Below are 26918 nucleotides of genomic sequence, written 5' to 3' on the forward strand. Positions count from 1 at the left end.
CGCGGTATCGAGCCGCAGCAGTTGATCGCCAGCGAGCAGAGCCGCTCGCGGTTGGCAGGCGCGGCGCTCGCTCGGTGGGCACTTCGAGTCGCGAAGCGCCGCTTACTTCTGACACTAGTCGCCCCGCCGATCGCGGCCGCCGCGACGGCGGCCAGACGCTGCGCCCCCGTCGCCCTCTTCGGTGGATGGTCGAGAATGACGGACATCGGGGTCGAGGCGGAACGGCCCAGACCAGCCGTTTCCAAAAAATTCGTGCTTCCCGATCAGACGCCTGTCGATCATCCGACGGAGCAAACGTATGGAACCCGTTCATTTACTGATCCGCAATAGTGCATACGATGTGTTAAATTTTGAGTGGTATGGCGACCGAAGCCAAAGATCACGCGCCAATGAATTCATGTTGTTAGGAACCCAGTGGTCGCCAACACTTCTCTTACCTTCAATTCCATATCGGCGACTGATATTGGAAAACTTGCCCCGGCCGAGTGCGACCTCCTCCCTTTTGGCGTCATCGGCCTCGATGCTAAGGGTGTCGCGGTAATTTACAACGCGACCGAAGCCCGACTTGCGGGGCTACGTCCGGAGAATGTGATCGGCGCGGCCTTTTTCGAATCAATCGCGCAGTGCATGAACAATTACCTCGTTGCGCAACGCTTTATCGATGAAGCCGTAATCGACGAGACGATTCCGTTTGTCCTCACGCTGCGAATGCGGCCTACCCCGGTTCGCCTGCGATTGCTCGCGACGCCGGAGGTGCCGCTGAACTATATTTTGATCGAGCGCTGAGCAGCGATGTTTGACGAGCCCAATTCAGAGCACGAACGGCTCCTCGAGTTTCTCTATGCCTGCCCCGTCGGTCTCGTCGAGTTCGACGCGACGGGCACAATTTCGATCATCAATCCGCACGCAATGAAGCATCTGCTGCCGCTCGCAGGTGACCGTGACCCGACTAATCTCTTCACGATGCTACAGGAGTGTGCTCCAGAACTCCGTAATCTCTTCGGAGATTACCAACAGGATCGGGGAACGGTTTGCGAAGGACATCGGATCGCTGTCGATCTTGGCATCAGTCGGGCCGGCAAGGATTCCAAGGTGCTTGCCTGCACCCTGGTAAAGCTTGGACCGACCCGCGCCGTTGCAACCTTTTCCGACATCACCGTACAGGTTGCTCAAGAACGGCGGCTCAAGCAGGCGGAGACGTGGTTCGCGTCGCTGATCGGGGGCGTCAACGATTATGCCGTCCTGTCGATCACGCGCGAGGGGATTGTCGATAGCGTGAACGCGGCTTTTACTCGGCAAACCGGTCGTGACTGCGTGGAGGTGGCGGGAAAGTCGCTCGATGCGATCCTGAACACGGATCCGCGGTCGGGGTCGCTAAGCCTTTCAAACCAGTTGCGGCTGGCAGAGCGGGACGGATGGTATCTCGACGAGAGCTGGCAGCAGCGGCGTACCGGCGAGACCTACTGGTGCCAGCGCCTGTTTGCAGCGCGAACCGGGAGCGACGGTGCAACCCCCGATGGATTTTCGGTGGTGTTGCGCGACGTCGTGCGCGACGAATCGGACACGTCAGATCTCCGGCGGATGTTATTTTTCGATCATTTGACCGGCGCAGCCAACCGGACCCATTTTCTTCAGACGTTCGTCCGCGAGCAGCGCCGATGGCGCGACGGTCAGGAACCGCTGTCGTTAATCATGCTCGATCTCGATTACTTTAAGGCGGTCAACGACACGTACGGCCATCCCACCGGAGATCTGGTCTTGAAGCAGGTGGCACGCGTCTGCACTGGTTTCCTGCGTCCAGGCGACCTGTTTGCGCGCCTGGGCGGCGAGGAGTTCGGCGCTCTCCTGCCCAGCAGCTCGCTCGAGGAGGCTACCGAGATCGCTGATCGTCTTTGTGCCGCGGTCGCGGCCATGCCGATTTTGTCGCCCCAGGGGATCTTTCATATCACTGCGAGCTTCGGATGTGCATCGGCATCTGACGAGCGTTCGACTGTAGACGTTCTTATCGCAGACGCGGACGCTCAGCTCTATGCCGCTAAGCGAGCTGGACGGAATCGGGTCCACGGCGGTCTGATTTTGACTGCGGAGATTTGAGATCAAGTTCATGCCAGCACAATCGAAGCATGCCCTGCCGGTGCCATGCGCGGGCTGCCGTGACGGTGCCGGCCTCGATTTCGAAATCGCCATGGCGTTCCAGCCGATCGTCGACGTCATGACTGGCAGGCCCTATGCGTATGAAGCGCTGGTTCGTGGACCAGCTGGCGAAAGCGCGGCCTCGGTGCTCGCCCAGGTTTCCTGCGAGACCCTTTATGCCTTCGATCAGCGTTGTCGGGTCGTTGCGATCGAGACTGCGGCCGCGCTCGGGCTGATTGGCACGGGCGCGCGCTTGTCGATAAATTTCCTGCCGAACGCGGTCTATTCGCCAGCGTCATGCATTCGGCTCACGCTCACGACCGCAGCGGCGGTCGGCTTTCCACTTGATCGTTTGACGTTTGAATTTACCGAGAACGAAGAGATGGTCGACCCCGAGCACGTCATTGGCATCGTTGCCGCATACAAGCAGATGGGTTTCGGCACTGCGATCGATGACTTCGGCACGGGTTATTCGGGCCTCGCGCTGCTCGGCAAGTTGGAGACTGATACGGTAAAGCTCGATATGGCGCTCGTTCAAGGCCTCGATGCAAATCTGCGGCGGCGGACGATCGTCGATGCGATCGTCAAGATGTGCAGCGCGTTAGGTGTTACCGTCGTCGCCGAAGGCGTTGAAACTGAGGGCGAGCTTACTGCGCTTCGCGCGCTCGGGGTTCGCTACGTCCAAGGCTATTATTTTGCCCGGCCCGGGTTCAAATCGCTGCCGCCGATTACCCCTGCACTTTTCTGACGGTTATTTGCCGAGGGCACTCTAATCATGCTCACTTGAGTCGACTCTAGCGTGTCCAAGAACGAGACTTTCGTTCAGCTCTCGTGTTCGTATTGCATGGGGGCCGTTAATGGACTGACCGCTTCTGGCAACGAATATGGGCAAAGCTGACATTCGCCGACGGGCCTGCGGGCCTGCCTGCTGACAGCTCCCGCTCAAATTCTGACGCTCAGGTTGGCGATCTAGGCCTCAAAACCCGCCTTTCGTTGAGCGCGATCATCCCGTTACTCCATCTCCGAGCGGCAATTTCGAAAAAGAGCAATCGGGAACAGATTTCGGGGAAGCGGATGCCTTGAACGGCTGTCAGCGCGACCGACGAGGCGACGGATATCGCCGATCACTACTCTTGGTCCCCTTGCTTCCGACGTTGCTCAACGGAGTTGGGATTCGAGCCTAGATTGGATCAGCTGGTCAGCCATTCTCAAAATACCATCGATAACAAGATCGCTCGACCATGCCTCGATCGACGGATCCCGACGGGGGCGCGGAATCAGATAGTTCGTTCGGTAAATCGGTGCCTTAGTGAGCAGTTCCATAGCTGATAACGATACTCGTCTGGGCGTCGTTCTTTGCAACCATCAGAGTACTTTGATGAGATTGATTAGGGCTCACCATCCGCACGTTGGCTTCCGCCGTATTGCTGGACGATGTTGGGACAATGCCGAGTGCGGCAAGCTTTTTGTCATAGAATGCCGTGACCGTCGCCACCGGGTCGGACGTCATCAAGAGTACCTGTTTTTGCAGTCCGGTTGGACCGCTTTGACCAGTCGGCAAGTCCACGCCGGCGACTTGAATCACTTTTGCGCCCGGGTAGGCTGGAGCCCATGCGGGCATGTCGGCAGGCACTGACGCGTTGGCGTAACGTGTCGCCTTCATTTCCGGCCCACCAGCGCCCATCGAGGTCGTAACCGTATCGTTACCATTGCTGTCGTGCGAGAAGGTTGTGCCGTTCGAACCACAGGCACACAAGCAAAACGTCAATAGCGTAGCAAAAGTCATACGTATCATTGGCCTGCTCCAACGGTCGGTCGATAGTTATCGGCATAAGCATACCAAGCCCCCAGTCAAAAGCCATCGACCCTCTGGTTACACGGGCTGTCCCAGTTCCTGCCGTCCAACATTTGACGAGGTTGGGTAGGGGCGTGCCGATGTTGCACGGGTGAGCTGCCGTCAGGCCCCGCAGCCAGTGGTGTTCGGCGGGCTTTGCGTAAAGCACCGTCTACGCGTCGACTGGTGACTGCGTCGGTCGCGTCCACGACAAAGTTTGCCGATTCGCGAGTACAAGCTGCACAGTGTACCTAGCCGTACCGATGGCACTCACCTGCGAGTCGTTGGCTGAGAGACGCTATAGCGCTCCCCGCGTATGCGATCGGAGCTCTATGACGAAAGATCAGGCGCGAAACCGGCACGCCGAGCGCGAGCGTCAGCACCGTGAATGGGCTGAAGAAGCCGTCCATCCCGACGCCAAGAAGTCTCATGTCGAGATGGCGGAATATCACGCAAGGGCCGGCAGGCTAGAAGCGGATGATGGCATAGCGGATCCTCGAATGGTCGGACGCGCCATTCGGTCGCCTTGGCGGTTCGATGATTAATGCTCATTGCTTCAATAAGTCGTATGCCCCCCTGTACCACGGCCCAGACCGCGCGGTGAGGCTAGTGCTTCGCGCGGTCGCCTATAACAACTTGCCATGCGCGATGGCGCTATTCTGCCTCGCCTGTCTTTACGAACTCGGTCGGATAAAAATGCTTCGTACGTCACGGGCCGGGCCATAAATTCTGCTTCGCCTTAAACAGAGCCAGTGCAAGCTCGCCTCGAAGTAGTCGGCGCGCCGTTGCCGCGTGGCCGCTGCAAGCCCCGGCGTTACCCGCCGCGCGCTGCTACGGCCCTGCCCGCTGTTACGGCGCTTCCTGCGGCTGCTAAAGCACGGGCGACCGTTCGGCTCGGGATAGCGCTTTACGGCGGTTCGAGACGGCCAAGGCTGTATCGACTTCGTTCGACCGCATCCGGTTAAATCCAATCTCTGACGCATATCAGGCGGCCGGGCCGATTTGCCCCCGCTCTCGCTGGCCGTCACCGACGACGAACAGGCCGCACGCTCACGGTAAGGCACCACCTTGCCGATATCCGCGATCACGCAATAATCCGCCCTGACAGTGAGTCAAACATCACTGCATCCGTCTGCTCCCAGAGAGCGAGGCAGTCGACGAGGCGAACGAGACGCTGCAAGGCCGGCTCGATTACGGTCGGATCTGCGACGAAAGCGAGCGGCTTGGCGCACGGCGCGCGGCGGACTGACCCTGTCTCAGTGCCCGACTACTCATCGCTAGCTTGACGATTTCCAGCTGCTCACTTGGTTCGACATCTTCGGCGACAGCTTCGAGAAGGCCTGCCGCGAGCCGCGTTGCGTCATACTCCGCGCGTTGATTGGTCACTGAAGCGCGGCCGTCGGTGCGCAGCTAGTCCGCTGGCTCTGATGGGTGCGGGATCAGGGCCAGCGGACGTCGCAGCGCCCCCGTGCTCGAGGCACTAACGAAGCGCCCTAAGCAAGCTGTGCCTATGTTAACATTCTGTCAACCCAGATTACGAGCGTCGCCCCTGAGAACTAGTCGCGGCGATCGAGAGTCCTCCGTTAGCGAGACACAATAATCAATGCCCAGCGGTCTCAACAACACAATGTCCCGCCTCCCTCTCGTCGAGAGCGGCGGAACGGTCTTGTGGGCACCGATCGCTGACAGCCTCACGCTGTCAGCGCGAAGCCGCCGCCGACTGGTGGCTGTTGATGTAGAATCGGGCTTTTACGCGTCTGGCTTTGGCCGTGTCCGTCCGCCAATGGCTCGGCTGAGCGGGCGGCATCGATCGCATCCCCCCGCTGAAGTGCGGTGGGACCTTCACCATCGATCAGCGGTTTTGAATGGAGAACTCGCCCGACGTGCTGCTCAAGCGATGGTCCGACGAGGCGTGAATGACCGCCTTTGAAGTGGGGGAATTAAGCGCATGACCGTCGACGAAACAGTCTCGACGCCGCAAAGCTCTTGCGATCCGGTAGCATTGCCGCCGCTATACCTGTTTTCTTCAAGCTTGTTCATGCGTTCCCCCAAAGAGGGTCACTGTATGAAAGCTGCATGCAGGTTAATGCCTGAAAACGCTCTGCTCCGAATAAAGATCGTGTTCGTTCTATCGCCTTCGGTACCGATGAGCACAGCGAGCGCGAGCGGCAGCGCAAGATGAAGGACGGCACATGGTGATGGTTAGAAGACCCGATGCAGAGAAACGGTCAGGCGGCTTTCGGCCCCCTCTGCCATCGATCTGGGATTAGCTGACATCGGACGCTCTGCCGAGCTGGCGTGGAGGCTAATTGCTCTGAGCCGACGTCGCAATGCAGGTAAATACCAGTTCCTGCCTGCTTATGCAGGAAGACGGACGCACTGAAATCATTCATTAATCATGACGATGTCGCGCAACGTCGCGCTCGGTCACTGTGTAGGATGAAGGGGTGTCAGCATGCTAAGGTCTATTTCACTTGTGTTGTGTGTCGCCGCGACGGTCGCCGCGCCGGCGCTGGCTGCTAACACGTTCACAATCAACTACTATACGATTGCTGGAACCTATGGCGGCGGCAGCGGCGACCCCGATTTCAACACGATCGGCTGCTGCACGCCGACCTACTATGACGAAGTCAAGCCGACGTTGGGTGCGCTTGGCCTGCCGGTTTATAACACGGCTTCGACGGCCCCGTTTATCCATGACACCACGCCAGACGGCCAGATTACGTGGTGGAGCCCCGGTCTCAACAACCACGTCACCTATACCGGCACCGCGACCGTCACGAGCCCGTTCGCGAACTATAATTTCTATCCGAATAACGGGACCGGAACTGACGATTCCCACGGCTTCCAGGGCGCAACGATTTCGGGTCAGTTTAACCTGACTGCGCCCGAATCGGTCACTTTCAGCTTCGGCGCCGACGATGACGCATTCCTTGCGCTCGACCGCAATGTCATCGCTCAAGAAGGTGGGATTCACGGTGTATCAGCGGCTCCCGTGACGACATCGGTCCTCGCCGCCGGCGTGCATAACTTCACTTTGTTCTACGTCGATCGCAACGTCACCGGTGCGGGGCTCTATTTCAACGTCGACACAAGCAACATCGTCGTCACCCCGCCGGTCGGTGGCGTACCTGAGCCAGCCACATGGGCGATGATGGTCGCGGGCTTCGGTTTCGTGGGCTTGAGCGTTCGACGCCGTCGCCCGACTACCGTCGCGGCTTAAGCTACCAACCTCCTCATGTCGCGCGGGGCGGCCCTACCTGGCCGTTCCGCCTCGCCCGGCATCAGGCCGTGTCGAATACGAGTAGACCGCGGGGGGAATCCCTAACGGTTCTAACTGATCCGCCGCCTTGGTAATGACCCACCGGTGTGCGAGCGTCCGGCTTGCGCAGCTTATGTTCGCAAAGGGGACGGTTGCCGCCTGTCCGCTTCCGGTTGCTCAAATATAGATAGCAGACCTTCATTCAGGCAGCCCGTGAAGCCGCTAAGACCCAAAAGCCGACACTCGGCGGCCCGATGGCTTCCAAAAACCGACCCGTTCATTCAGGCCCGGCATCTGGGTTTGGATGGGGCCGTGTGTGGACGGCTCTCCGTTGGCAAGGGGTTTCTTGAGCATCTGCACGTTCGTTGGTCGGTGCGGCCATGTGTTCGACCTGTGGTGCGGCCGTTTCATGTGCCGCTGGCCATAATGCCATTCGCGCGTCTCAGGTCCCGATCGATTGCTCGCACTCGAAGGTGCCACGGCCCCACTGGGTTTTCCTGATCCGGCGGTATCGACCGGCTTGGTGCATTATCTCGTGTCCGCCCTTTCCAACCTCGCCGGCGCGTCGGTGCGTGCGCCTATTTCTGTGTCCTCATGCTCATGCCGCGGCTGTCGCGACGACGGGATCGCGGTAGCGCTCGCCGTTCGTCATCAGCGCCCAGATCATCCGCGCCATCTTGTTGGCCAGCGCGACGGCGGCGACCATCTTCGAACGTCGCGCCAGCAGCTGCAGCACCCACGGTCGCCGGGTGCCATGTCGCTCGGCGGTGCGGATCACGGCCATCGAGCCGACAACGAGCATCTGGCGGAGGTAGCTGTTGCCTGCCTTTGTGATCCCGCCGAGCCGCTCCTTGCCGCCGCTCGAGTTCTGCTTCGGGACGAGCCCGATCCACGCCGCGAGGTTGCGTCCGCTCTTGAACACCGCCGGGTCGGCGACCGCGGCGACGAAAGCGCTGGCGATCACCGGGCCGACGCCGGGGATCTCCATCAGCCGCCGACCGACCTCGGTCTCCCGCGCGCTCTCCCGGATGCGGCGGTCGTTGTCGAGGATCTGCGACTTCACCACTGCCAGCTGTGCCGCCAGCATCTCAAGGCACAGCCGCGCGTCGGGCGGGACGCGCGCATCGTTCCGGGTCCGCGAGCACCGCCAGGAGCTGCTCGATGCCGCCGCGCCCGATGGCGGCAACGATGCCGAACTCCGACAGATGCGCCCGCAGCGCGTTCGACGCCTGAGTCCGCTGGCGGCTCAGCATCAGTCGCACCCGATGGAGCATCATCACGCTCTGCTGCTCAAGTGTCTTCACTGCGACGAAGCGCATCGTCGGCCGCGTTACCGCCTCGCAGATCGCCTCGGCATCGGCGGCGTCGTTCTTGCCGCGCTTGACGCACGGCTTCACGTATTGCGCCGGCATCAGCTTCACGTCGTGCCCCCGCGCGATCAACTCCCGCGCCCAATAGTGCGAGCTGCTGCACGCCTCGATCCGGATCACGCACGGTGCCAGCTTCTCGAAGAACCCCAGCATCCGACCTCGCGTCAGGCGCTGGCGAACAACCACCTGCCCTGCCCCATCGACCCCATGCACCTGAAATACCGACTTCGCGATATCCAGCCCGATCGTCGCCACAACTGCCTTCGTCATCATCGCTCTCCTTCCGGCTCAACCCGCGACTTATACCGCAGGTCGGGTAGGAGAGCCGTCCACCGCATCAGTAGCCGTCTGGCAGCTTACGGGCGCCCGACGTGGCAAAGCGGACTTTTGTTCAGCTGCCTCGGAATGCCAGGAAGACCCAAAATAGCGCTCATTTTGCCCTCCCAAACTCCAGACATTCTTTCATCTCGCTCCAGGCGATGGATCATGATCATCGGGCGGAAGAGCGTCACGACCTTGCAGATTTGCTTGACCCTCGACCCGGTGTTGCCGAAGGTCGCCGGCCGGCGAGCCGAGCCGGCGGCCGACGTTCGTATAGGATGAGAAGCGACTGATGGGCGGGTTCTGGTACCCTTATGCTGATTTCGAGGATGCCCGACGTCGTCTGACGGCATTTGCCGACGCGAGCGTTGGCCTGGCCTGTGGGATCAGCTTCTCGGACGGTCGCAGTATCGGGGTCGTCCGCAAGCCAGCTACGGGAAGCGAGTGGCTTTGGCTGAATGTCTTGGCTCAGCACATCGCAGCGCCACTACCGCCACCGGCAAGCCCAAGCGGCACGTGGGGAAAACTCAAGGCCGCCTTCTGGCACGCGATGGAGATCAGCGGTGAAGCGCAAATCCAGCAGTCACAGGCAAATCTTGCGATGGCGCAGGTCGTCGATAGTGCGATTGAGCGCCATATCTGGCTACCTGTTCACCAATTTCTGATCCGCCATAAATTACTGGCGGACGGCATCGGGGTCGCACTCGACGTTGTGGGGGTTGTGGGGGGTGCGATCTTCGTCGTTGCCGCGCTTCCCGAACTTGCCGGCGGAGCCGTCATCATTGGCACTGCAGGCCTCATCACAGGCGGCGCTGCCTTTACCGGTTCGTTGGTCCTTGCCGGCATCGATGGGACTGTCTTTGGCTTCGAGGTGTCCGGTGCTGAGGCGCGGGCAGAGAACTTCGAGAGCAACTCGACCGTGCAATGGCTGCGTATCGGCGCGACGGTCATGTTGCTGCCGGACGTGGCGGTCGGCGGTGCCCGCGCACTGAGCGAGGTCGGCAAGCTCGGGAACGAGTCACGCGAGGCGACGGCTGCGTCAGCCGAAGCGGCGCGCAACGCCGAAGCAGCGCGAGCACGCGTCGCCAAGATCGCACATCCCGAAAGGCACGCGGGGCCGGTCCAGCGACGGACCCGAAAAGTGGCGGCGTTCGAGCGCGCGGTCGAGACGCAGGCGCGGGCGGCGGCGGAGGCGCACGCGCGCATCCGGCTCACTGTTGCCAAGGATCTTGCCGTTGTTCCCGGAGCGAGCCTCGGGAGCACCGGCTTGCTTATGGGGGCACCACCCGCGCTAGCGCTGTCAACTAGCCAGCGCGAGCGCGACGAAGAATACCGGAGGTCGCTTGCCCCCAAAGGCGGAATGCCCAAAGACGTGCGCTTCGAAATGCGCGTCAGCGGTCACGCGCGGATCGCGCCTGAATGACAGGAGAGGCATTGCCCACGCGGGGCCGGCGGCAGCGCCCGCCCGGCTTCGCCCCACGCGGCACTTCGCTCGGCGTCGTTGGCTGGCTTGGCCTCACTGCAGGTGTGCCGATGGCGGCCGTCTTGACGGCGCAACCCCTGCTTCCTGACGGGGTGACGGTTCTGATCGTGGCGATACCGTGGATCGTCGGATGGACATTCCTGCTGTTGGTCGTGCTCGTCGCCGGCTTCCGAGCGCGTCGGTTCTGGACCATCTGCCTGTTCTACTATGTCGGCGTCACCCTGCTAGCAGCATACGCGGCCATCCTGGCGTTCGCTTTGGCGGTCGTCCTGCGGCTCGTTCCCTTCCAAGATGCCGGGGCCTACCCGGCCGCCGTCTGTGGATTGGTCTTCGCGCTACTGCAGGTACCTTTCGCCTGGTGGCTTAGGCGAACACTACGCTTGCGCTACTGGCAGCCGGACAGCCAACCGGACCAGTGGGAGCTTGGCGACGAGACGCCGCCCGCCTGGGCGATGTCGCCGACGCGGTCGAACAGACCGGATCGACACTAGGCCCTGATGTCGACGGCTTAACCCAAACGCGGACATCCAGCCACGCCCGGGCACTCTCCGAAAGTCGCCGCTCGTTCAGATCTCGATTTCGGCATGGTTGGGGGCCGTCAGCGGACAGGCCGCTTCCGGGCGGACCGATGGGCAAAGGGGACATATCTCAGATTAGCCTGAGGCCGAGACCTTCCAAATTTCGATGTGGGAAGGGGACATTCGCATTTTCGGCGCGGCTGTCGAATTTCTGTCGGCTCCACCATATGTGCTGACGCCCGCGCCAAAGCAGGTACGATCGATTATAGACGGCAATTCTGCCTCGGCGGCTCTGACGGCTTAGCGCCAATAGCCATTTGCTGCCGCGATCGTCGCGAAATGGGTGGCGACGACATGACTCGCTGAAGTGAGTAGCCCGGCGTCGTGGGCATAGTTTTCGCGGAGTACACCGCGAACGGCGTCGTCACCCTGCATCGCTTTTACCGCTAGTCGGGATAGGAGGATGGCAAGGTCGAAACCCTCTGCAGCTGTAGGCACGATAAGCGACAGGTCTGGGGCCGCAGCGGGCATCGGGCTCTCCTGTTTGGCAACACGGTCATACGACGACGTCCAGCTTGGCTTCGGATCAAAATCACTGGCGTTCGGAGAACGAGACCGGATAGGCGGCCGTGCGGATGTCGATCATCGGATCAGCGGGAACGATGCCGTCGGGCAATGTACCTGGCAGGAACATCAGCCGCTTGCTGTCGCCGGCCTGGTCGGTCGATGAACGGTTAATGGTGATTACACCAAGCTGGACCAAACGGCGCGTGTCGGGCCACGCGACTGTTGAGTCGTCGAGCTTGTCGCCCGCACCCGCGACTTGCGCGAGCCACGTGAACCGCACCGGTCCAGTGGCGACGCGGCGGCCGATCTCGGGAGCAAGATAGTTCGGACCTGCCGCTTTGCTGGCGGTAGCATCGAGATAGTGCTCCCCTGCAAGTGGGATGAAGCGGTAGCGCACAGCGGTCTTGTGCCCCTTCGCGTCGATAAATGTGAAGGTATTGACCCCAAAGTAGGCGGCGGTGGCATAGCTCGCCGGTGGCGGCTTCTGCGTCTTAAGGAAGGTAGCCGCTGCCGGGTGCGCGCCGAGGAAGCGGTCGAGCGCGGTCGGTTTCGCAGCGCCGGGACTGCTTGCGCCGATCGCTCGCATCAATTCGCCGAACTCGACCCCAGTCCGCACCGGGAAGCCGTTGAAGCTGTGCGCGACGATGTCCATTGCAGGGTTGTCGACGGGACCGAACTTGACCGCAAAACCGCGCGGATCGGCATCTCCGATATTGTCGGGAATCGTTGGGATACCGGTGAAGTCGGAAAAGCGCACCGTTACATTCGTCGGTCGCGCGAACACCGTTGCCTTCGACAGTGTTCGCGCGGCGGGATCGGGTGTGAAGCTGCCGAACAACACGACGCCCTTAGCATGGACCGCGCGAGCATGATTGTTGCCGAATGCGGTGTGCAGGTCGGCGACGAGATGGGCTGGCAGGTCGTCCTGCGCGCGGGCGGCAGACCCAATCACCAGGCCTACTATTAGCAGTGGTAGAACCAATCGTGTGGTCGTTGCCATTGTAGCGCTCCCCTGAATCTCTTGCCGACGAGGGTACTACATGGCTGCGAGCCGGGTCTTGTTTGAACGTTGCGCAGATTGTTCAAATCCGGCGTCATAACTCAATCACAGCTGCCGCGGCGCCACGCACCCGGCGGCGCGCCGACATTACGCGTGAAGGCGTGCGTTAGATGAACCTGATCACTGAACCCGCATTCGAGCGCGATGTCGGCGAGCGACGCCTGCGTCGTCTGCAAAAGGTGGCGAGCGCGGTCAATTCGTCGCATCATCAGCCAGCGATGCGGCGGCACGTCGGTCGACCGGCGGAACGCGCGGGAGAAATGGGCGATCGACAGGCCGCACGCAGCCGCTAGATCGGTGACGGTGATGTCGCCATTGAGCCGAGCGGAAATCATCTCTTTCGCTAGACGTTCCTGTCGAACCGAAAGCTTCCCATTGGCGATTCCGGTCGCGCGTTGCGGCTCGAGGAAGGTCGCACAATGCGCCGCGAATGCCCAGCCGAGGTGATCAAGAAACAGCGGGTTGGTTCGTTCGGGCGCGGCAAAGGCGCTCTCGAGAGCTGCTGCTAATCCGCGGACTACCGGGTCATCTAGGACCTCGCCAGGTCGTACGATGAGATCGGCGACACGCCCACCTTCGCTCAGCGCGTCGAGCGTAGTGCGCGGAACGAAAAAGTTGGTTGCGTCAATGCCGGTCTTGATTTCACAGTTCCAGCGCCGACGATAATCATAGACTGTAAACTTCGCTGGACCCGCCCCTCTCACCGGGACGTGCCGGTCTTCGAGAAAGACATCGCAGCGCAGCGGCTGGTGCTGATAAGCAACCATGATCGCCTCTTCGATAACGGTATAGTCGATTACGCCGAGCGGATGATTAGCGCGTAGACGCGATATGCCAACGACGCCGCGGCCTAACTTACTCGTGACGATCGTCCGGGTGTCGGGTGCGTTGAAATACGCCATACCAAGATTTGACGAAGGGTTCAGCGACATAGATCTACCATGATCAAAGTAGTCCGATCATACTCCCGACGACCAGCTTGGTCGACAGAAGATAGCCTGAGGATCGAGAGGAATCACGACACTGTGTCTGAATTTGATCGACGAACCTCACCGATCTGCCCAATTATGTCGGTGGCGATATGCGGCGCTGAATAGATGCAACGCCGGGTTGAGGAGCGATTTGCAGCAGGCCAAGGAGCGGCCCCCGCGGCCGAGTGAGATCGGCCAGCGTGTAGCAGTCTAGAACTGACAGAAACGCGTCCCTTGCCTGCTCGATCGCATGACGTAGAACGCAGCTTGGTTGGATCACGCAGCTGCCATCTCCGGGGGAGAGGCACGGCACGAGAGCGAAATCGGGTTCGGTGTGACGGACCACGTCGCCCAGCCCGATCGTTATCGGCTCGCGAGCCAATCGCAGCCCCCCGCCCTTGCCTCGCACAGTGCTAACGAACCCCATCTGGCCCAACTGGTGTGCAACCTTCATCAGGTGCGCACGCGATATACCATATGCGCTGGCGATTTCCTCAATCGTCGCGAGCCGTTCGGGCCGCAACGCGAGGTACATCAACATGCGCAGCGAATAGTCGCTGTAGACCGTCAGGCGCACAGCCGAGCACCATCAAAAGCTGAAACATACATTTTTGGTATTGCTTTATGTCGGATAGATAACATATACCCCGAATATAGCTTTCATTCGCAAAGGCAAGTCGCTCGTGTCCACCCTCTCTCTGCTTGGCCGCACATCAGCTCGATCGCTGCTCGCGCCAGGCGATCTCGCCTGTAATGCTATGGGCGTCATGCACGAAGACGGGCGCGGTCTGGTACGGATGCTGGTGAACGCCTTCGTCTGGCTCATCGTCGGCATCGCCGTCGTTCTCTGGGTAGCTTGAGATGGTCGTTACCGCAGACGATCGCCGGGCAGCGCACGGTCGACTTGGTCCAGGCAACGCAGTTGGTGTTGACGAAGCCATGATCTCGCGGATCGTGCACGCCTTCTACGTCGATGTTCGGCGCGATCCGGCACTCGGTCCGATCTTTGAACGGGCGCTCCAGGGACAGTGGGAAGAACATCTCGCCAAGCTCTGCGACTTCTGGTCGTCGGTGCTGCTCATGAGCGGCCGCTTCAAGGGCACTCCGATGACAACGCATCTTGCGCTCCCAGGCCTTCGGCCGACGCATTTCGCGCGCTGGCTTCACCTGTTTGCCCGAACCGTGACCGAAATCTGTCCGCCCGCAGCAGCGACGCTGTTCGTGGCCAAGTCCGAGATGATCGGTGCCAGCCTCCAGCTCGGCATGGCCAACGCACATCGTCGCAGCGCCGCCGCTGCATCTGCATTTTGAACTCTGAGGATTTTGTCATGCCTTGTATTCCATTGGGTTTTGCGCCGACACGTCGCACGCCCGATTTTACGGAAGCAACCCTCCCTGAAAAGCTTCGAGGGCCGCATTCGACCGCGAAAGGTGCCTGGGCGCTGATCCACGTGGTCGAGGGAAAGCTGCTCTACCGGGTGCTCGATCGGGATGCCCAGAGCGAAGTCCTGCTCTCTCGCGAAACGACCCCTGGCGTGATCGTACCCGAGCAACTCCATTGCGTTGAGCCTCAAGGTCCGGTCGCCTTCTATGTCGAATTTTACCGTGCCGACGGAGCCGCCGCGACGCCCCATTCCAATCAGTCGAACGCAAGTTCGGCCGGCGTAATTTGAGAACTGCAAATGATAGACGCTGAAACACGGGCAATAGTTCGCGCATCCGCGCCGGCGATGGATCTTCATGGCCTCGCCGTTGTCGAACGGATGTATGAATTGCTCTTCCGAGATCCGGCAATCGAAGCCGTGTTCGATCCGACGCATATGCGCGACGGCACGCAGCCGCGCGCGCTTGCCGAGGCGGTTGCAGGCTTCGCTCACAATATCGATAATATCGGAGCGCTAACCCCGCTCATCGAGCGCGTCGCCCACAAACATGTGGCTCTCGGTATAGAGCCCGAACATTACGGAGCCGTTGGTGCCTGCCTGATCGAGGCAATGGTCGACGTTCTGGACGATAAGGCGACATCTTTGCTGCTTTCAGCATGGTCGGCGGCGTTCGCGATGCTGGCCGACATCTTCATTGGCCGCGAGCGAGCACTCAGCGCGAAAATTGTCGGTGCAAGCGGCGGCTGGACGGGTTTGCGTTCTTTTTTGATTTATAGAACGGAACACGAGAGTAACCTCATCCGGTCGCTCTACCTCATTCCCGAAGATGGCGGCCCGGTGCTTTCGCACCGCCCCGGTCAATACCTAACATTACGTTTGCCAGTTAGTCCCGAACGGCCGCTGTATCGGCACTACAGCCTGTCGAACGCGCCAAGTTCGCTCGAATACCGAATATCGGTCAAGCGCGAACCACGCGGCATGGGCTCACAATTTCTGCACCATCTGCAGCCGGGTACGCCCGTTAAGTGTGCGGCTCCTGCTGGGCACTTCGTGCTGGACAGCGCTCCAGAACGACCCGTCGTGCTTTTGAGCGGCGGCGTCGGCCAAACCCCGTTGGTGAGCATGCTTCACGAGCTCGCGGCGAAAGAACGCGCAGCGGTCGCCTATATGCATGCCGCGATCAACGGCAGCGTCCATGCATTCAACAGCGAAACCATACGATTGGCGGACCGCGCACCGTGGATCAGTCGCCAAACATTCTACGAGAACCCTGGCGCGAATGATCGAATTGGCGTCGACTACGACTTTGCCGGCCGCATCGGAGATGAGCAGTTGGCAGAAGCATGTGCCGACAAGAACACCGACGTTTATCTATGCGGACCCACGGGGTTCATGCGTGCCATGCTTGGCAGTCTTGCCCGGATTGGTGTCGCAAGCGACCGCGTACGCTTCGAATTCTTCGGGCCGCAGTCGAGCATCGAAGATGCCCGCGACGCCCCTCGCTAACTGGAGAACCGCTATGTTCGCGACCCTTATCGTCGCATTTCGCGAAGGGACCGAGGCGTTCCTTATTGTGGCGGTTGCGGCCGCTTATCTGCGTCGGACCGGGCGGACCCGGCTTATGCGACCCTTGTGGTCAGGTGTTGCGATTGCGATCGTTGGCAGCGTGATCCTTGGCGCACTTCTTGTAAGCATCGGGGGCCTCGGGTCGCTTTGGGAAGGATGGCTGGCGCTCGTTGCGGTCGCGCTTGTACTCAGCTGCACCATTCATTTGCTTCGTCATGGGCGCACCATGAAAGCGACGATAACCGGGTGCATCGATCTATCGACGGATCACACAGGGAATGGTGCGGCGCTGGGCGTGTTCTTGTTCGCGCTGCTGATGATTGGTCGCGAGGGAAGCGAGGCAGCTGCCATGATCGCGTCCCTTGTTGGGCAGGTCGATGGGACAACGATGATCATCGGTGGGATCGGTGGCCTGCTGCTCGCGGTCGCTCTCGGCAGTGCGTGGATCCGATATGGGCGGGCAGTCGACCTGACGCTTTTTTTCAACGCGACAGCGGTGTTCATGGTTCTGTTCTCGTTGCAACTCGGCATTTATGCGCTCCACGAGTTTGCCGAAGCATCTGCACTCCCGTGGATTGATAATGCCGAATGGCACATGGCGACCGAACCCTACGGTCCAGACGGCGAATGGGGACGGCTGCTATCTTACAGTCTGGTGGTTGCCCCGGCCCTGCTCATCGGGTGGGCGCGGATCCGCGCGATCGACACCCGACGACGGATTGGAGCGTTCGAATGAAAATGTCGCATCACGATTGTTTAGATAAAACCTTAAATGAGCGGACGAACGAACATGACGCCTGCTTGAAAGTTATAGACACTCGAATCGGAGAGGACCTGGAAATGCTGCTCTATGATGCCGGTCGACCAAACCCACGCGCTGTACGCATGTTTTTACTTGAGAAGGGAGTGACAATCCCGGTTCAAGATATCGACGTCGATGGCGGTGAGAACAGGCGGCTACCTTATACCAATGACAATCCCGCAGGTCAGGTGCCAGCCCTTCGCTTGGACGACGGAACGTGCCTCGCCGAAACCGGCGCGATTTTTCAATACATCGACGAAATATTTCCTGAGAAAACTCTCATCGGTGTCACTGCTCAGGCACGCGCCGAAACACGCATGTGGCAGCGTCGAATTGAACTCGGTATCACCGAACATCTTTACGCTGCATTTCACTATGGAAAAGCGGCCGAAATGTATCGGACCCGGATGCGGATCCTGCCTGAGGCTGTGTCAGGGCTGATAGCATTGACCCACGACGGACTAAATTGGCTCGATCAACAGATGATTGGACGTAGCTTCATTGTCCCGGACAGACTGACTATCGTCGACATTATTCTCTATTGTGCTGTGGATTTTGGCTCTCGTGTCGGACAGGCGATCGATCCAGAGTTGGCAACCGTGGGATCTTGGTTTGCGCGAATGGCAGAACGGCCTAGTGCCGTGACAAGTCTTCACCCGACAGCAAAAAGCGCCGGCATGCGACTCTGACAGCGGACGCCACTGTAATATATTGGCTATTAAATTTCGTCGTACTTTCAGCTTCCGATGCAACGATCGTCCAGTAACAGCTTCAGAACGAGGAGTTCCGATATGGTCAATACCGTGCTTCAGCCCGACGAACGCGCTCTCGCCGAGGAGCACAGCGCCGAACCCTTGGTCCATCATATTCCGCATGGGTTTTCCGACCGGTTCGCGCTCGGTTTCACCAAGCTGCTGCGGTTCTGCGCCGACACATTCTTCGCCAAGCGCTACGGTCACCGCGCGATCGTGTTGGAAACCGTCGCCGCCGTGCCGGGAATGGTTGGCGCGATGTTCACCCATCTAAAATGCCTACGCTGGATGCGCGACGATGAGGGCTGGATCCGCATCTTGATGGAGGAAGCGGAGAACGAGCGCATGCACTTGATGACCTTCATCGAGATCGCCAAGCCGACCGCGTTTGAACGGGCTGTCATCCTACTCGTCCAAGGCATCTTCCTCGCCGGATTTTCATTGTTGTATCTCATGTCGTCGCGCACCGCGCATAGGGTCGTCGGCTACTTTGAGGAGGAAGCCGTGACCAGCTACACACTTTATTTGAGGGAAATCGACGAGGGCCGCTCGCCGAACTTGCCTGCCCCGGCAATCGCACGCCATTACTGGCAATTAGACGATGATGCGACGTTACGCGATGTTGTGGTCGTAGTTCGGCAAGACGAGGCTCACCACCGCGACGTTAACCACGGCTTGTCCAACCAACTTGGTGGAGAGGCGGTAAGTCTCTTGCCGGTGACTTCTTATCCTCATCATGCCAACCTTCTACGTAACGTTACATAATACACTTAGTCCTGCTGCCACCCAATTTTTGACAAAATGCCTCTGACGGTGCTTACGTCGGGAGCTTCGGCCCTCCACTCGAACGGGGTCCTTTCTGTGGCGACAGTCTTGCTCTGAAACAGGGGGCCGAAAGCTGCCCTTCCGCTTTCGGAGGATGTGCACAGAATAGCTGCCGTGCGCCGCACCTCTTACGTGCGACAACAACCTTGCAAAGATCCTCTGTCGCCAAGCGCGGACGGATCAAATGGTATCGTGTCGAGGCGCCGCGCACCTACCCTGTCGGATATGTACTCATCCTGCCGCCAGGATCATCACGCCCCCCCCTCGGCGAGAGCACCTCGTCGAAGCGGGCGAGCATAGCTGCCCACGACCGTCGATCGGACATGGGGCTGTAGCGCAGCGTGTCGGGCATACCGCGCCGATCAGCACCGGTGTTGGTGAAGCTATGGACCGTGCGACCGTAGACCTCGATCTGCCAGTCGGCTTCGGCGAGGCGCATTTCGGCCTCGAAGGCAACGCGATCAGCCACCGGAATATATGGGTCGTCGCCGCCGATGCAGACTAGGATCGACGACTTGATGACGTCGGCCGACGTCAATGGTTGCGTCGATTGCAGACCGGTGTGGAAGCCGACGACCGTCCTGATATCGGCCCCCGACCTTGCAAGTTCGAGCGGCATCGGAAAACAAAATCCGATCGCCGCTATCCTTGCCGGGTCGACCTCGGGCCTCGCCGTCAGGGCGTTGAGCGCCGCCGCTGCCCGCGCGCGAGTCTTACCCGGATCGGCAAACAGCGGCTCGAGCTCCTTCATCGCCGCGGTGAGGTCGTCGATGTAGCGGCCGTTGCCGTGCAGGTCGCAAGCCAAGGCGACATAGCCAAGTTCTGCCAATCGCTCCGCGCGGTTGATAACGTGATCGCCGATGCCGAACGCCTCCGGGAATACCAGGACGCCGGCGCGCCGTCCTTCCCCAGAGGGGATGAACAGTTCCCCCCGCATTGCGACGCCATCACCATTGTAGTCGATCGTTTCGCGCTGCATGTCGTCCTCCTGATTCAGTTCTGCTGGATTTGAACCGGTATCCCGCGTCCGCCGGGGGCTCCCGCGACGATCACCAGGTAGCGACGCGACGACGCCGTATCGGGTCGAACCAGAGTTCTTATTGGTCCGGTCGCATTGACGATTGCGGCCCCCGCGGGATTGGTCACAAAGCTCGCCAGCGGCTCGACCTTGCCGCTGCCGTCGGCATTCGCTGCAAGCCCGAGGATATACGGCATGCGCGGAGATAGTCCGGTCACGGCGGCTTCGAGAATTTGGACGAGGCCCTGGTCGAACAGGCTTACGCTGGTCGGCTCGGACCCGCCGCGGCCGGGACGTCCGAGTGTGAGATGCGTCGCCCCGCCGGCGACCCCGAGCGGCTCGAGCCCAGTAATGCCGTCGCCGCTGGGAACGGCGTTGGGGACATAGTTCACAGCCTGAGCCGCCTGGCCGATCGGGATCGTCGCGACGACCGTATTGCTGGCAGTGTCGATCGCGACCAGCCGGTCGTCGTTCTCGAGCCCGACATAGACGCGGGTGCCGTCACCGGATGGCCAGATGCCGTGGGGCAGCTTGCCGACCGCGACCGTCGCGACCCTGGCAAAGGTGTCGCGCCGGAACACCTGGACCTCGTTCCGACCGCCGACCGTGACGTAGGCGAAGTGTCCATGTGCCGTGTCGACGAAATTGACGTGGTTGGTGATGGGGCCGGTGTCGATCACCTTGAGAGTCGCGAACGGCGGTTTGGCATCGATCACCACCGTCTTGCCGATATCTTTGAGCGTGTACCAGACCTGCCTGCCATCGGGAGTCGCGGCGAGGTTGGGGCAAAACGGACTGGGCTGCGCGACCCGCCCGACCTCGGCTCGAGTCCGAACGTCGAAGACGACGAGCTCTGGATTGAACGACGAACAGACGTAGGCGTATTGGCCGTCGGGCGAGAAGATCGTCATCCCCGGGCCCCCCGGCGTCTTGACCCGGGCGATCTCCGCATAGGACTCAGCGTCGAGCACCGAGACATAGTCCTCGCCGCGCACGGTAACCCAGACCTCGCGCCCGTCGGGTGTAAAGAACGCCTCGTGGGGCGAGCGGCCGATGTAGGTGGTATGCTTCACCGCATTGGTCGCGGTGTCGATGAAGGTCACCGAGTTCGAGCCGATCGACACTACCGCGATGGTGCGGCGATCGGGCGAGAAGCCCATGCCGTGAACGAGGACCTGGCCGCGGTAGAGCGGGCTGAAGTTCGCCGGCTGCGGCTCGCCCAAGCGGATCACCCCGAGCAGGCGGTTAGTCGACGGATCGACGACCGACACGGTGTTCGAGAACTGTTCCGCCGCATAGACGCGGTCATGCCCGCTGATCGGGACGTCAGCCGCGGTCGCGGCAAACGGGGCCTGACCGGCGACGGCTGCGGATGCGGTGGACAGCAGCGCGGCGAGCGCAAGGTAGCTGTGCCCGGTCATGGCGCTTTGCTCGCCGCCGATGTGGCCGTGGTCAGCGGACGGCCGAGGGCCAGCCGCATCGCGTCGATCTCGGGGCGCTGCTCTGCGACTATGCCTTGGGCGATCCGCCGCAGTTGCTGGTTCTTGCCGTAGCGGAGTTCGAGCATCGCCATGTCGATCGCGCCTTGGTGGTGAGGCTCCATCATGTTGACAAAATCGGCGTCGACGTCGCCGGCAGGCTTCGCGCTCATCCCCGCCATCATCCGGCTCATGGCGACGCGGTTCGCCGCGAGAAAGTCTTGCTCGGCGGTCGGAGCGGCCGCCGCGCTGGAGGCGAGCGCGGCGAGGATGGCCGCAAGTGCGCGCTTGTTCATGGATTGTGTCCTTTCTGACGGTGACGGTGGCCGGCTCACTGCACCGGGATGACGAACTCGACCGTCTGGCCGGTGAACGGCACGTGGTTGGCGTTGACCAACTCGATCAGCACCTTGTGCCGGCCCGGCGGGAGCCCGTTCATGATCAGCGGCTCGCCGCTGGCGTCGGCCCAGTGCCACGGCAGGTCGTCAACAGTGACGTGAATGTGGCCGATGCGCGGCGAGACTTCGAGCGCCTTGGGTCCGAACACCGGCACGATGCGCAGGTTTTCGGCGCGGTACTCGATGACCACGCGCCCGAACGACAGCGGCCCCGGCACCAGCGGATCGACGATCAGCTTCGGTTCCGGCTGAGCCGTCGTCAGCGGGACGACGCCGGGTGCGCCGAGGATGTCATGGGCAGTTTTTGCGTCGAGCGAGGCTGGCATCAAGAGGACCCCGAACAGGATGAGGGTACGGGCGGCGCTCACTTCGCCACCTTGCGGTCGAGGAAGTCGTGGATCATTGGGGCCATCACCTGCAGCTGGTCCTCGAGCGCGAAGTGGCCCGTATCAAGCAGGTGATATTCGGCGTTGGGCAGGTCGCGGCGATAGGGTTCGGCACCGGCCGCCGGGAAGATCTTGTCGTTCTTCCCCCAGACGATCAGCGTCGGCGGCTGATACTGGCGGAAGAATGCCTGAAACCGCGGATACAGCGCGACGTTGCTGCCATAGTCGTGGAACAGATCGAGCTGGATATCCTTGTTGCCAGGCCGGTCGAGTAGCGGCTGGTCGTGACGCCAGTTCGCGGGATCGATCCGCGACTCATCCTCCATTCCGTCCTGATATTGGAACTTGGTCGTCTCGGGCGTCACGAGGAATGCCAGCTTTTCGCGGGTCGCCGGCGTTGGGTGCGCCCAGTCCACCTTCATCGGATCCCAAAAAGCACCGAGGCCTTCGACATAGGCGTTGCCGTTCTGGACGATCATCGCGCTGACGCGCTCGGGGTGCTTGAGCGCGAGGCGGAAGCCGACCGGCGCGCCGTAATCGAACAGGTAGATCGCATACCGCTTCGCGCCGATCTGGCTCACGAGCCCGTCCACCAGCGTCGCATAATGGCCGAAGCTGTACTCGAACTTGTCGTGCGCAGGCGCGTCGCTCTCGCCGAATCCCGGATAGTCGGGCGCGATGACGTGGTAGCGATCGGCGAGGTACGGGATGAGGTTGCGGAACTGATGCGACGAGGTCGGAAAGCCCTGGAGCAGCAGGACCACCGGGCCGTTGGCGGGGCCCGCCTCGACATAGGCTATCTTGACCCCGTCGATAACCGCCGATTGGTAGTGGATCGCGGGCACCGGCCGTTGTGCGGTCACTGGGATGCGGGGAGCCGCCGCTGCCGCGGACGCCAGTAACAGGGCAGTGGCGGCGAGCGAAGCACGAAGGGCATCGGTCAACATTGGTTTTCTCCTGGATTGGGTGGGGACGAGGGGTCAGACGCCGCGGTAGACAAGGGCAGTGAACAGGTTCGGATCGATGACCGACCCGCCCCATTTGGCGTCGAACTCGGCGGTCGGGCGGGCAGCGACGGTCGCGTCGAGCGACTTGCCCTCGTGCTTCAGCGCCGCTACCTTCCCACGAACCGCGACGAGCATGTTGCGGAAGGCCATCAGGCCAGCGCGGTCACCGACCGGCCCGTGGCCGGGAATGACGATGGTGTTCGGTCCGGCGAGCCGCAGGTTCTCGTCAGCCGCGCGGATTGCGCCGTCGATGCTGCCGCCGGTGACGTAGTCGATGAACGGATAGACGCCGTTCCAAAAGGTATCGCCAGTCTGGAGGACGTCGGCGTGCTCGAACCGGACATAGATGTCTCCGTCGGTGTGGCCGGCGCGGTAGTGGCCGATGTGCACCGCCTCGCCACCCACGTTCAGCGTCCGGTCTTGCGGAACCGTTTCGTTCGGCAACGCCGAAAGGGCGACGGGCGTGAAGGTGTGGCCCCATTCGACGATGGTATTGGTCTGCTTGAGCCGCACGATCGCGACGGGGTCGGCGATCAGATTTGCACCGGTGCGGCGGACCCACTCGTCGCCGTCGCTATGATCCCAATGCCAGTGGGTGAGGATGACGGTCCTAAGCCGCTTGCCGCCCAGATCGCGCAGCGCCGCCTTGATCTTGCGCTCCGACACCGCGATGCCCGCGTCGACCATCAAGAAGCCATCCGGTGCGACGAGGACGCCGATGTTGCCGCCCGATCCGTCGAGCATCGCAATCCCGCCGCGCAGCCGATGGACGGTGATCGGCCCGCTCGCCGCCGCCTGATTGATCGTGTCGTAAGGGGTCGGTTTGCCCGCCCATGCGGGGGCGGTGACGAGCCCAATGCCGAGGAGGAGAAGCGCCGCCGGTCCGCCGAAGCGGCGTGGTAACGATTCGCGTTTGCCGGCACAGCGGCTGAGCAATGAATCGGTCATGTTGTGGCTCCTTGATCGGGCGAGGGCGCGCGGGTCCGACCGCGCGCCGGCGCGTCTTTCGAAACGATGGTCGAGGGCCGCCGACCAGATCGGCGGACGGCTTCAGCCCTTCAGGAACGCCAGCAGGTCGGCGTTGATGATCGCCGCGTGCGTCGTCGGCATGCCGTGGGGCAGATCCTTGTAGACCTTGAGCGTCGCCTTCCGGAGCAGCCTGGCCGACAGCGGACCGGCGTCGGAGAACGGAACGATCTGGTCGTCCTCGCTGTGCATGACCAGCACGGGTACCGTGATCGTCTTGAGGTCCTCGGTGAAATCGGTCTCGGAGAAGACGGCGATGCAGTCGTACTGCGCCTTCGCGCCGCCGATCATGCCCTGCCGCCACCAGTTGTCGATGACGCCGGGGAAGACCTTCGCGCCGGGCCGATTGAAGCCGTAGAACGGACCCTCGGGCACGTCGCGGTAGAATTGGGCGCGGTTGGACATCGCTGCGCGGTAGCCGTCGAACACCTCAATCGGGCTGCCGCCGGGATTATGGGCCGACTTTAGCATGACCGGCGGGATGGCGCTGATTATCGCTGCCTTCGCGACGCGTCCGCTGCCGCCATGGCGCGCGACGTAGCGGACGACTTCGCCGCCGCCGGTCGAATGGCCGACGTGGATCGCGCTGCGCAAGTCGAGATGTTCGACGAGGGCGGCGCAGTCGGCCGCATAGGTATCCATGTCGGTCCCGCGATCGGTCTGGGTCGATCGCCCATGTCCGCGACGGTCGTAAGCAATCACTCGATAGCCGTGGCCGAGGAAGAACAGCATCTGCGCATCCCAGTCGTCGGCGCTTAGCGGCCAACCGTGGTGGAACACGATCGGCTGCCCGGTTCCCCAGTCCTTGTAAAAGATCGAGGTGCCGTCTTTGGTCGTGATCGTGCTCATCGTCGGTCCTTTCGTGAAAGTTGAAGCCCTTCGCGCATCGGCGCGGGCCGAAAGAAGGGGCAGGCCGAGGGTCGTGGCGGCGACGGCGAGGGCCGCGCCGCCCACCAGCACCGCGCGTCGCGAAGTGCCCGCTTCAGGGACGATCGGGCCGGTAATGTCGTTGTTTCCAGCCACCGGCCTGATCCCCTGCGCCCGACCATCGGGCTCGTTGGAGTAGACGCAGGCGGGGTCGGAACCCTCAGCGGCCGGACGTCCGACCCGGAATTATTTCGGGGGAGCGGCAACGATCTCGAGGCGGTCGGACCCTGCGGCTATGACCCGCACCGGGTACAGCTCGGCGACAGTGCGCGCGAAACGTGCCGTGTCGTCGGTGTGGAAGCTGCCGCTGACGCGGTAACCCGCGACCTTAGGATCGCGGATCACGAGTTGTACAGGAGTGTAGCGGTCGATCTCTGCCGCAGCGCTCGACAGCGGCGTGTCGTGAAAGGTGACGATGCCGCGCTGCCAGTCGCCGACGGCGTCAAGATCGGCGCGCGCGACGACCGGCTCGGCGTCCCCGCGCGCGGTCAGCGCCTCGCCAGGCCTGAGAATCGTCGGCGGGCGATCGGCGCGCCCCGCTCGCACCGCCACGCTGCCCTCAACGAGCACGACGCGCATCAGGTTTGGTTCGGCGCGAACCTCGAAATGGGTGCCGAGCGCGGTTACCGTTTGCTGCCCGACCGCGACGACGAACGGCCTCGTCCGGTCGTGGAACACCGCGAAAATGGCCTGGCCGCGGAGGAGTTCGAGCCGCCGCTCACCGCCGGGATGGAACGCGACGCGCATCACCGTGTCGGTATTCAGGGTGACGCTGCTTGTATCGGGCAACGTGAAGCTGCGCCGCTCGCCGTGCGCGGTGGCAAGTAGCATCGACGGCTCCGCACTCGCCAGCTGCGGTGCAGCTGGGGCGGTGGGCCGCCGGACCAGCAGTGTCGTCCCGCCGACGAGAGCGACCGCGATCGAGGCGGCGATGGCATAGCGAGGTGCACTCCACCGCGGCGCGACAGGCTGCGGTGCGGCCACGGCGGGCGGGTCACGCAGCGCTTGAAGCTCGGGCGCATCGGCGGTCTGCTCCCACAGCTGGCAGGCGCGAGCCCACGCTTCGCCATTGGCCGGATCGGCGTCGATCCACGCGGTAAAGACCATGTCGTCGCCGTCGTCGTCGAATATATCCTGCCGGACGAGCAGCAGCGCGGCCGCACCGGTAGGGCCGAGCGACTGGAGGTGGGCGAGCGTGAGGACTTCGCTGATCACGATGTGCACCCTGGGGACGTCAACAGGTGGTTGACCGCACGCACCATCTGCTTTTCGACAGCGCTGACTGAAATTCCGAACTGCACGGCTATGTCCTTGTAGTTCTGCCCCTCGAGCCGCCGCAGGACGAAGATTGTCCGCGTCCGCTCCGGCAGGTTCATCAGCGCCGCCACGACGGCGCGCAGCGTCTCGCGGCTCTCCGCGACACGGCCTGCGTCGAAATCGCTACTGCTATGGCGTTCGGTATCGAACGGCACCTGATCGTCGGCGTGGCGGACGGTCCGTCGCCGATGCCGGTCGGCGAGGACGCTGGCGGCGGTCTGGAAGACGTAGCCACCCAAATTGTCGACTTCGCCCCCCTGACGCGCGGCGATGCGGACGAAGACCTCTTGAACAAGGTCTTCGACGTCGTTGACGTCGCGCATCTTGCGACGGAAAAAGCGCACTAGAGCCGGACGGTACACGACCGCGTCCCGTGGGTTCATCGGCACCGGTGCCCCCTGCACGTCCCCCGCCATCGTACAATAGTGCGTGAATCCACGCGACGGGTCGAGTCTTTCGCAGACGAGGCGAGAGGCGTGAGCGAGGGGGATGGCGATCTCCGGAGTGAACTC

Annotated in this window: 27 protein-coding genes and 1 pseudogene; 13 read left to right on the plus strand and 15 right to left on the minus strand. The window is 61.8% G+C overall.

The window, feature by feature from the left end:
• Positions 1–414: 414 nt before the first annotated feature.
• From KTC28_RS22200 to KTC28_RS22210, 3 genes are read left to right on the plus strand one after another with little or no spacing between them, the layout of a single operon-like run.
• Positions 415–786, plus strand: a complete 372-nt coding sequence (locus KTC28_RS22200) for a PAS domain-containing protein (RefSeq protein WP_255602560.1) — start codon at positions 415–417, stop codon at positions 784–786.
• A gap of 6 nt (positions 787–792) precedes the next feature.
• Positions 793–2094: a diguanylate cyclase gene (locus KTC28_RS22205; protein WP_216711636.1), complete on the plus strand. Its 1302-nt coding sequence runs from the start codon at positions 793–795 to the stop codon at positions 2092–2094.
• A 10-nt stretch (positions 2095–2104) separates the two neighbouring features.
• Complete coding sequence (locus KTC28_RS22210; RefSeq protein WP_439650129.1) at positions 2105–2881, plus strand: EAL domain-containing protein; 777 nt, start codon at positions 2105–2107, stop codon at positions 2879–2881.
• Between the two features lie 558 nt (positions 2882–3439).
• On the opposite strand, the gene KTC28_RS22215 is transcribed toward KTC28_RS22210, so the two are convergent.
• Complete coding sequence (locus KTC28_RS22215) at positions 3440–3928, minus strand: hypothetical protein (RefSeq protein WP_216711637.1); 489 nt, start codon at positions 3926–3928, stop codon at positions 3440–3442.
• Between the two features lie 2494 nt (positions 3929–6422).
• On the opposite strand from KTC28_RS22215, the gene KTC28_RS22220 reads away from it, so the two are divergent.
• Positions 6423–7190: a PEPxxWA-CTERM sorting domain-containing protein gene (locus KTC28_RS22220; protein WP_216711638.1), complete on the plus strand. Its 768-nt coding sequence runs from the start codon at positions 6423–6425 to the stop codon at positions 7188–7190.
• Between the two features lie 637 nt (positions 7191–7827).
• Here the strand turns inward: KTC28_RS22220 and KTC28_RS22225 are convergent.
• Positions 7828–8869 (minus strand): annotated as a pseudogene (locus tag KTC28_RS22225) (IS110 family RNA-guided transposase).
• Positions 8870–9212: 343 nt separating this feature from the next.
• Between KTC28_RS22225 and KTC28_RS22230 the strand changes: the two are divergent.
• A complete protein-coding gene (locus KTC28_RS22230) occupies positions 9213–10343 on the plus strand; it encodes a hypothetical protein (protein WP_216711080.1) in 1131 nt (376 codons plus the stop codon).
• A gap of 110 nt (positions 10344–10453) precedes the next feature.
• Entirely contained in the window at positions 10454–10894 is a 441-nt protein-coding gene (locus tag KTC28_RS22235) for a hypothetical protein (RefSeq protein WP_216711081.1), read from the plus strand.
• 327 nt (positions 10895–11221) lie between these two features.
• On the opposite strand, the gene KTC28_RS22240 is transcribed toward KTC28_RS22235, so the two are convergent.
• From KTC28_RS22240 to KTC28_RS22255, 4 genes are all read right to left on the minus strand, one after another.
• Positions 11222–11452, minus strand: coding sequence for a hexameric tyrosine-coordinated heme protein (locus KTC28_RS22240; protein WP_216711082.1), 231 nt, complete (start codon positions 11450–11452; stop codon positions 11222–11224).
• Between the two features lie 61 nt (positions 11453–11513).
• Positions 11514–12440 carry a catalase family peroxidase gene (locus KTC28_RS22245; RefSeq protein WP_216711083.1) on the minus strand — a complete coding sequence of 309 codons (927 nt, stop codon included), beginning with the start codon at positions 12438–12440 and terminating at the stop codon, positions 11514–11516.
• Positions 12441–12589: 149 nt separating this feature from the next.
• Entirely contained in the window at positions 12590–13450 is an 861-nt protein-coding gene (locus KTC28_RS22250; RefSeq protein WP_223132342.1) for a helix-turn-helix domain-containing protein, read from the minus strand.
• Between the two features lie 163 nt (positions 13451–13613).
• On the minus strand, positions 13614–14096 hold the full coding sequence (locus KTC28_RS22255; RefSeq protein WP_216711085.1) for an RrF2 family transcriptional regulator: 483 nt from the start codon (positions 14094–14096) through the stop codon (positions 13614–13616).
• A gap of 106 nt (positions 14097–14202) precedes the next feature.
• On the opposite strand from KTC28_RS22255, the gene KTC28_RS22260 reads away from it, so the two are divergent.
• The 7 genes from KTC28_RS22260 (at position 14203) to KTC28_RS22290 (ending at position 18789) form a co-directional block, all read left to right on the plus strand.
• The gene (locus tag KTC28_RS22260) at positions 14203–14379 is read left to right on the plus strand and encodes a hypothetical protein (protein ID WP_216711086.1); all 177 of its coding nucleotides are present in this window, start codon (positions 14203–14205) and stop codon (positions 14377–14379) included.
• 79 nt (positions 14380–14458) lie between these two features.
• Positions 14459–14830: a group III truncated hemoglobin gene (locus KTC28_RS22265; RefSeq protein ID WP_226895880.1), complete on the plus strand. Its 372-nt coding sequence runs from the start codon at positions 14459–14461 to the stop codon at positions 14828–14830.
• Complete coding sequence (locus KTC28_RS22270) at positions 14827–15192, plus strand: TehB family protein (protein WP_226895879.1); 366 nt, start codon at positions 14827–14829, stop codon at positions 15190–15192. Before KTC28_RS22265 ends, KTC28_RS22270 begins: the two co-directional genes overlap by 4 nt.
• Before the next feature lie 9 nt (positions 15193–15201).
• A complete protein-coding gene (gene hmpA, locus KTC28_RS22275; protein WP_216711088.1) occupies positions 15202–16410 on the plus strand; it encodes an NO-inducible flavohemoprotein in 1209 nt (402 codons plus the stop codon).
• The gene (locus KTC28_RS22280) at positions 16388–17206 is read left to right on the plus strand and encodes an FTR1 family protein (protein WP_255602561.1); all 819 of its coding nucleotides are present in this window, start codon (positions 16388–16390) and stop codon (positions 17204–17206) included. The genes hmpA and KTC28_RS22280 overlap by 23 nt, the downstream gene beginning before the upstream one ends.
• Positions 17203–17961 (plus strand): glutathione S-transferase family protein, encoded by a 759-nt coding sequence (locus KTC28_RS22285; RefSeq protein ID WP_216711090.1) that lies wholly within the window; start codon positions 17203–17205, stop codon positions 17959–17961. Before KTC28_RS22280 ends, KTC28_RS22285 begins: the two co-directional genes overlap by 4 nt.
• A gap of 102 nt (positions 17962–18063) precedes the next feature.
• The gene (locus tag KTC28_RS22290) at positions 18064–18789 is read left to right on the plus strand and encodes an alternative oxidase (protein WP_216711091.1); all 726 of its coding nucleotides are present in this window, start codon (positions 18064–18066) and stop codon (positions 18787–18789) included.
• A gap of 271 nt (positions 18790–19060) precedes the next feature.
• Here the strand turns inward: KTC28_RS22290 and KTC28_RS22295 are convergent, their stop codons facing one another.
• The 9 genes from KTC28_RS22295 to KTC28_RS22335 form a co-directional block, all read right to left on the minus strand.
• Positions 19061–19828: a dienelactone hydrolase family protein gene (locus KTC28_RS22295; protein ID WP_216711092.1), complete on the minus strand. Its 768-nt coding sequence runs from the start codon at positions 19826–19828 to the stop codon at positions 19061–19063.
• Between the two features lie 14 nt (positions 19829–19842).
• Positions 19843–21288, minus strand: a complete 1446-nt coding sequence (locus tag KTC28_RS22300; protein ID WP_216711093.1) for a YncE family protein — start codon at positions 21286–21288, stop codon at positions 19843–19845.
• The gene (locus tag KTC28_RS22305; RefSeq protein WP_216711094.1) at positions 21285–21641 is read right to left on the minus strand and encodes a DUF305 domain-containing protein; all 357 of its coding nucleotides are present in this window, start codon (positions 21639–21641) and stop codon (positions 21285–21287) included. Before KTC28_RS22305 ends, KTC28_RS22300 begins: the two co-directional genes overlap by 4 nt.
• 35 nt (positions 21642–21676) lie before the next feature.
• On the minus strand, positions 21677–22069 hold the full coding sequence (locus KTC28_RS22310) for a DUF6130 family protein (RefSeq protein ID WP_216711132.1): 393 nt from the start codon (positions 22067–22069) through the stop codon (positions 21677–21679).
• A gap of 38 nt (positions 22070–22107) precedes the next feature.
• Entirely contained in the window at positions 22108–23076 is a 969-nt protein-coding gene (locus KTC28_RS22315) for an alpha/beta fold hydrolase (RefSeq protein ID WP_216711095.1), read from the minus strand.
• A 33-nt stretch (positions 23077–23109) separates the two neighbouring features.
• A complete protein-coding gene (locus tag KTC28_RS22320; RefSeq protein ID WP_216711096.1) occupies positions 23110–24084 on the minus strand; it encodes an MBL fold metallo-hydrolase in 975 nt (324 codons plus the stop codon).
• A 102-nt stretch (positions 24085–24186) separates the two neighbouring features.
• Positions 24187–25011, minus strand: coding sequence for an alpha/beta fold hydrolase (locus tag KTC28_RS22325; protein WP_216711133.1), 825 nt, complete (start codon positions 25009–25011; stop codon positions 24187–24189).
• 264 nt (positions 25012–25275) lie between these two features.
• Positions 25276–26304: a FecR family protein gene (locus tag KTC28_RS22330; RefSeq protein ID WP_216711097.1), complete on the minus strand. Its 1029-nt coding sequence runs from the start codon at positions 26302–26304 to the stop codon at positions 25276–25278.
• Positions 26301–26789 carry an RNA polymerase sigma factor gene (locus KTC28_RS22335; RefSeq protein WP_216711098.1) on the minus strand — a complete coding sequence of 163 codons (489 nt, stop codon included), beginning with the start codon at positions 26787–26789 and terminating at the stop codon, positions 26301–26303. Before KTC28_RS22335 ends, KTC28_RS22330 begins: the two co-directional genes overlap by 4 nt.
• Positions 26790–26918: the final 129 nt, after the last annotated feature.

It is taken from the genome of Polymorphobacter megasporae (assembly GCF_018982885.2).
Lineage (GTDB): Bacteria > Pseudomonadota > Alphaproteobacteria > Sphingomonadales > Sphingomonadaceae > Polymorphobacter_B > Polymorphobacter_B megasporae.

What these genes read in the sequence shown, in the direction of transcription:
- KTC28_RS22295 (WP_216711092.1), bottom strand. Translation starts at nt 19,828, where the DNA reads ATGCAGCGCGAAACGATCGACTACAATGGTGATGGCGTCGCAATGCGG.
- hmpA (WP_216711088.1), top strand. Translation starts at nt 15,202, where the DNA reads ATGATAGACGCTGAAACACGGGCAATAGTTCGCGCATCCGCGCCGGCG.
- KTC28_RS22300 (WP_216711093.1), bottom strand. Translation starts at nt 21,288, where the DNA reads ATGACCGGGCACAGCTACCTTGCGCTCGCCGCGCTGCTGTCCACCGCA.
- KTC28_RS22215 (WP_216711637.1), bottom strand. Translation starts at nt 3,928, where the DNA reads ATGATACGTATGACTTTTGCTACGCTATTGACGTTTTGCTTGTGTGCC.
- KTC28_RS22210 (WP_439650129.1), top strand. Translation starts at nt 2,105, where the DNA reads ATGCCAGCACAATCGAAGCATGCCCTGCCGGTGCCATGCGCGGGCTGC.
- KTC28_RS22315 (WP_216711095.1), bottom strand. Translation starts at nt 23,076, where the DNA reads ATGTTGACCGATGCCCTTCGTGCTTCGCTCGCCGCCACTGCCCTGTTA.
- KTC28_RS22310 (WP_216711132.1), bottom strand. Translation starts at nt 22,069, where the DNA reads ATGCCAGCCTCGCTCGACGCAAAAACTGCCCATGACATCCTCGGCGCA.
- KTC28_RS22335 (WP_216711098.1), bottom strand. Translation starts at nt 26,789, where the DNA reads ATGAACCCACGGGACGCGGTCGTGTACCGTCCGGCTCTAGTGCGCTTT.
- KTC28_RS22285 (WP_216711090.1), top strand. Translation starts at nt 17,203, where the DNA reads ATGAAAATGTCGCATCACGATTGTTTAGATAAAACCTTAAATGAGCGG.
- KTC28_RS22290 (WP_216711091.1), top strand. Translation starts at nt 18,064, where the DNA reads ATGGTCAATACCGTGCTTCAGCCCGACGAACGCGCTCTCGCCGAGGAG.
- KTC28_RS22220 (WP_216711638.1), top strand. Translation starts at nt 6,423, where the DNA reads ATGCTAAGGTCTATTTCACTTGTGTTGTGTGTCGCCGCGACGGTCGCC.
- KTC28_RS22320 (WP_216711096.1), bottom strand. Translation starts at nt 24,084, where the DNA reads ATGACCGATTCATTGCTCAGCCGCTGTGCCGGCAAACGCGAATCGTTA.
- KTC28_RS22235 (WP_216711081.1), top strand. Translation starts at nt 10,454, where the DNA reads ATGGCGGCCGTCTTGACGGCGCAACCCCTGCTTCCTGACGGGGTGACG.
- KTC28_RS22325 (WP_216711133.1), bottom strand. Translation starts at nt 25,011, where the DNA reads ATGAGCACGATCACGACCAAAGACGGCACCTCGATCTTTTACAAGGAC.
- KTC28_RS22280 (WP_255602561.1), top strand. Translation starts at nt 16,388, where the DNA reads ATGCCCGCGACGCCCCTCGCTAACTGGAGAACCGCTATGTTCGCGACC.
- KTC28_RS22205 (WP_216711636.1), top strand. Translation starts at nt 793, where the DNA reads ATGTTTGACGAGCCCAATTCAGAGCACGAACGGCTCCTCGAGTTTCTC.
- KTC28_RS22230 (WP_216711080.1), top strand. Translation starts at nt 9,213, where the DNA reads ATGGGCGGGTTCTGGTACCCTTATGCTGATTTCGAGGATGCCCGACGT.
- KTC28_RS22305 (WP_216711094.1), bottom strand. Translation starts at nt 21,641, where the DNA reads ATGAACAAGCGCGCACTTGCGGCCATCCTCGCCGCGCTCGCCTCCAGC.
- KTC28_RS22250 (WP_223132342.1), bottom strand. Translation starts at nt 13,450, where the DNA reads ATGGCGTATTTCAACGCACCCGACACCCGGACGATCGTCACGAGTAAG.
- KTC28_RS22265 (WP_226895880.1), top strand. Translation starts at nt 14,459, where the DNA reads ATGATCTCGCGGATCGTGCACGCCTTCTACGTCGATGTTCGGCGCGAT.
- KTC28_RS22240 (WP_216711082.1), bottom strand. Translation starts at nt 11,452, where the DNA reads ATGCCCGCTGCGGCCCCAGACCTGTCGCTTATCGTGCCTACAGCTGCA.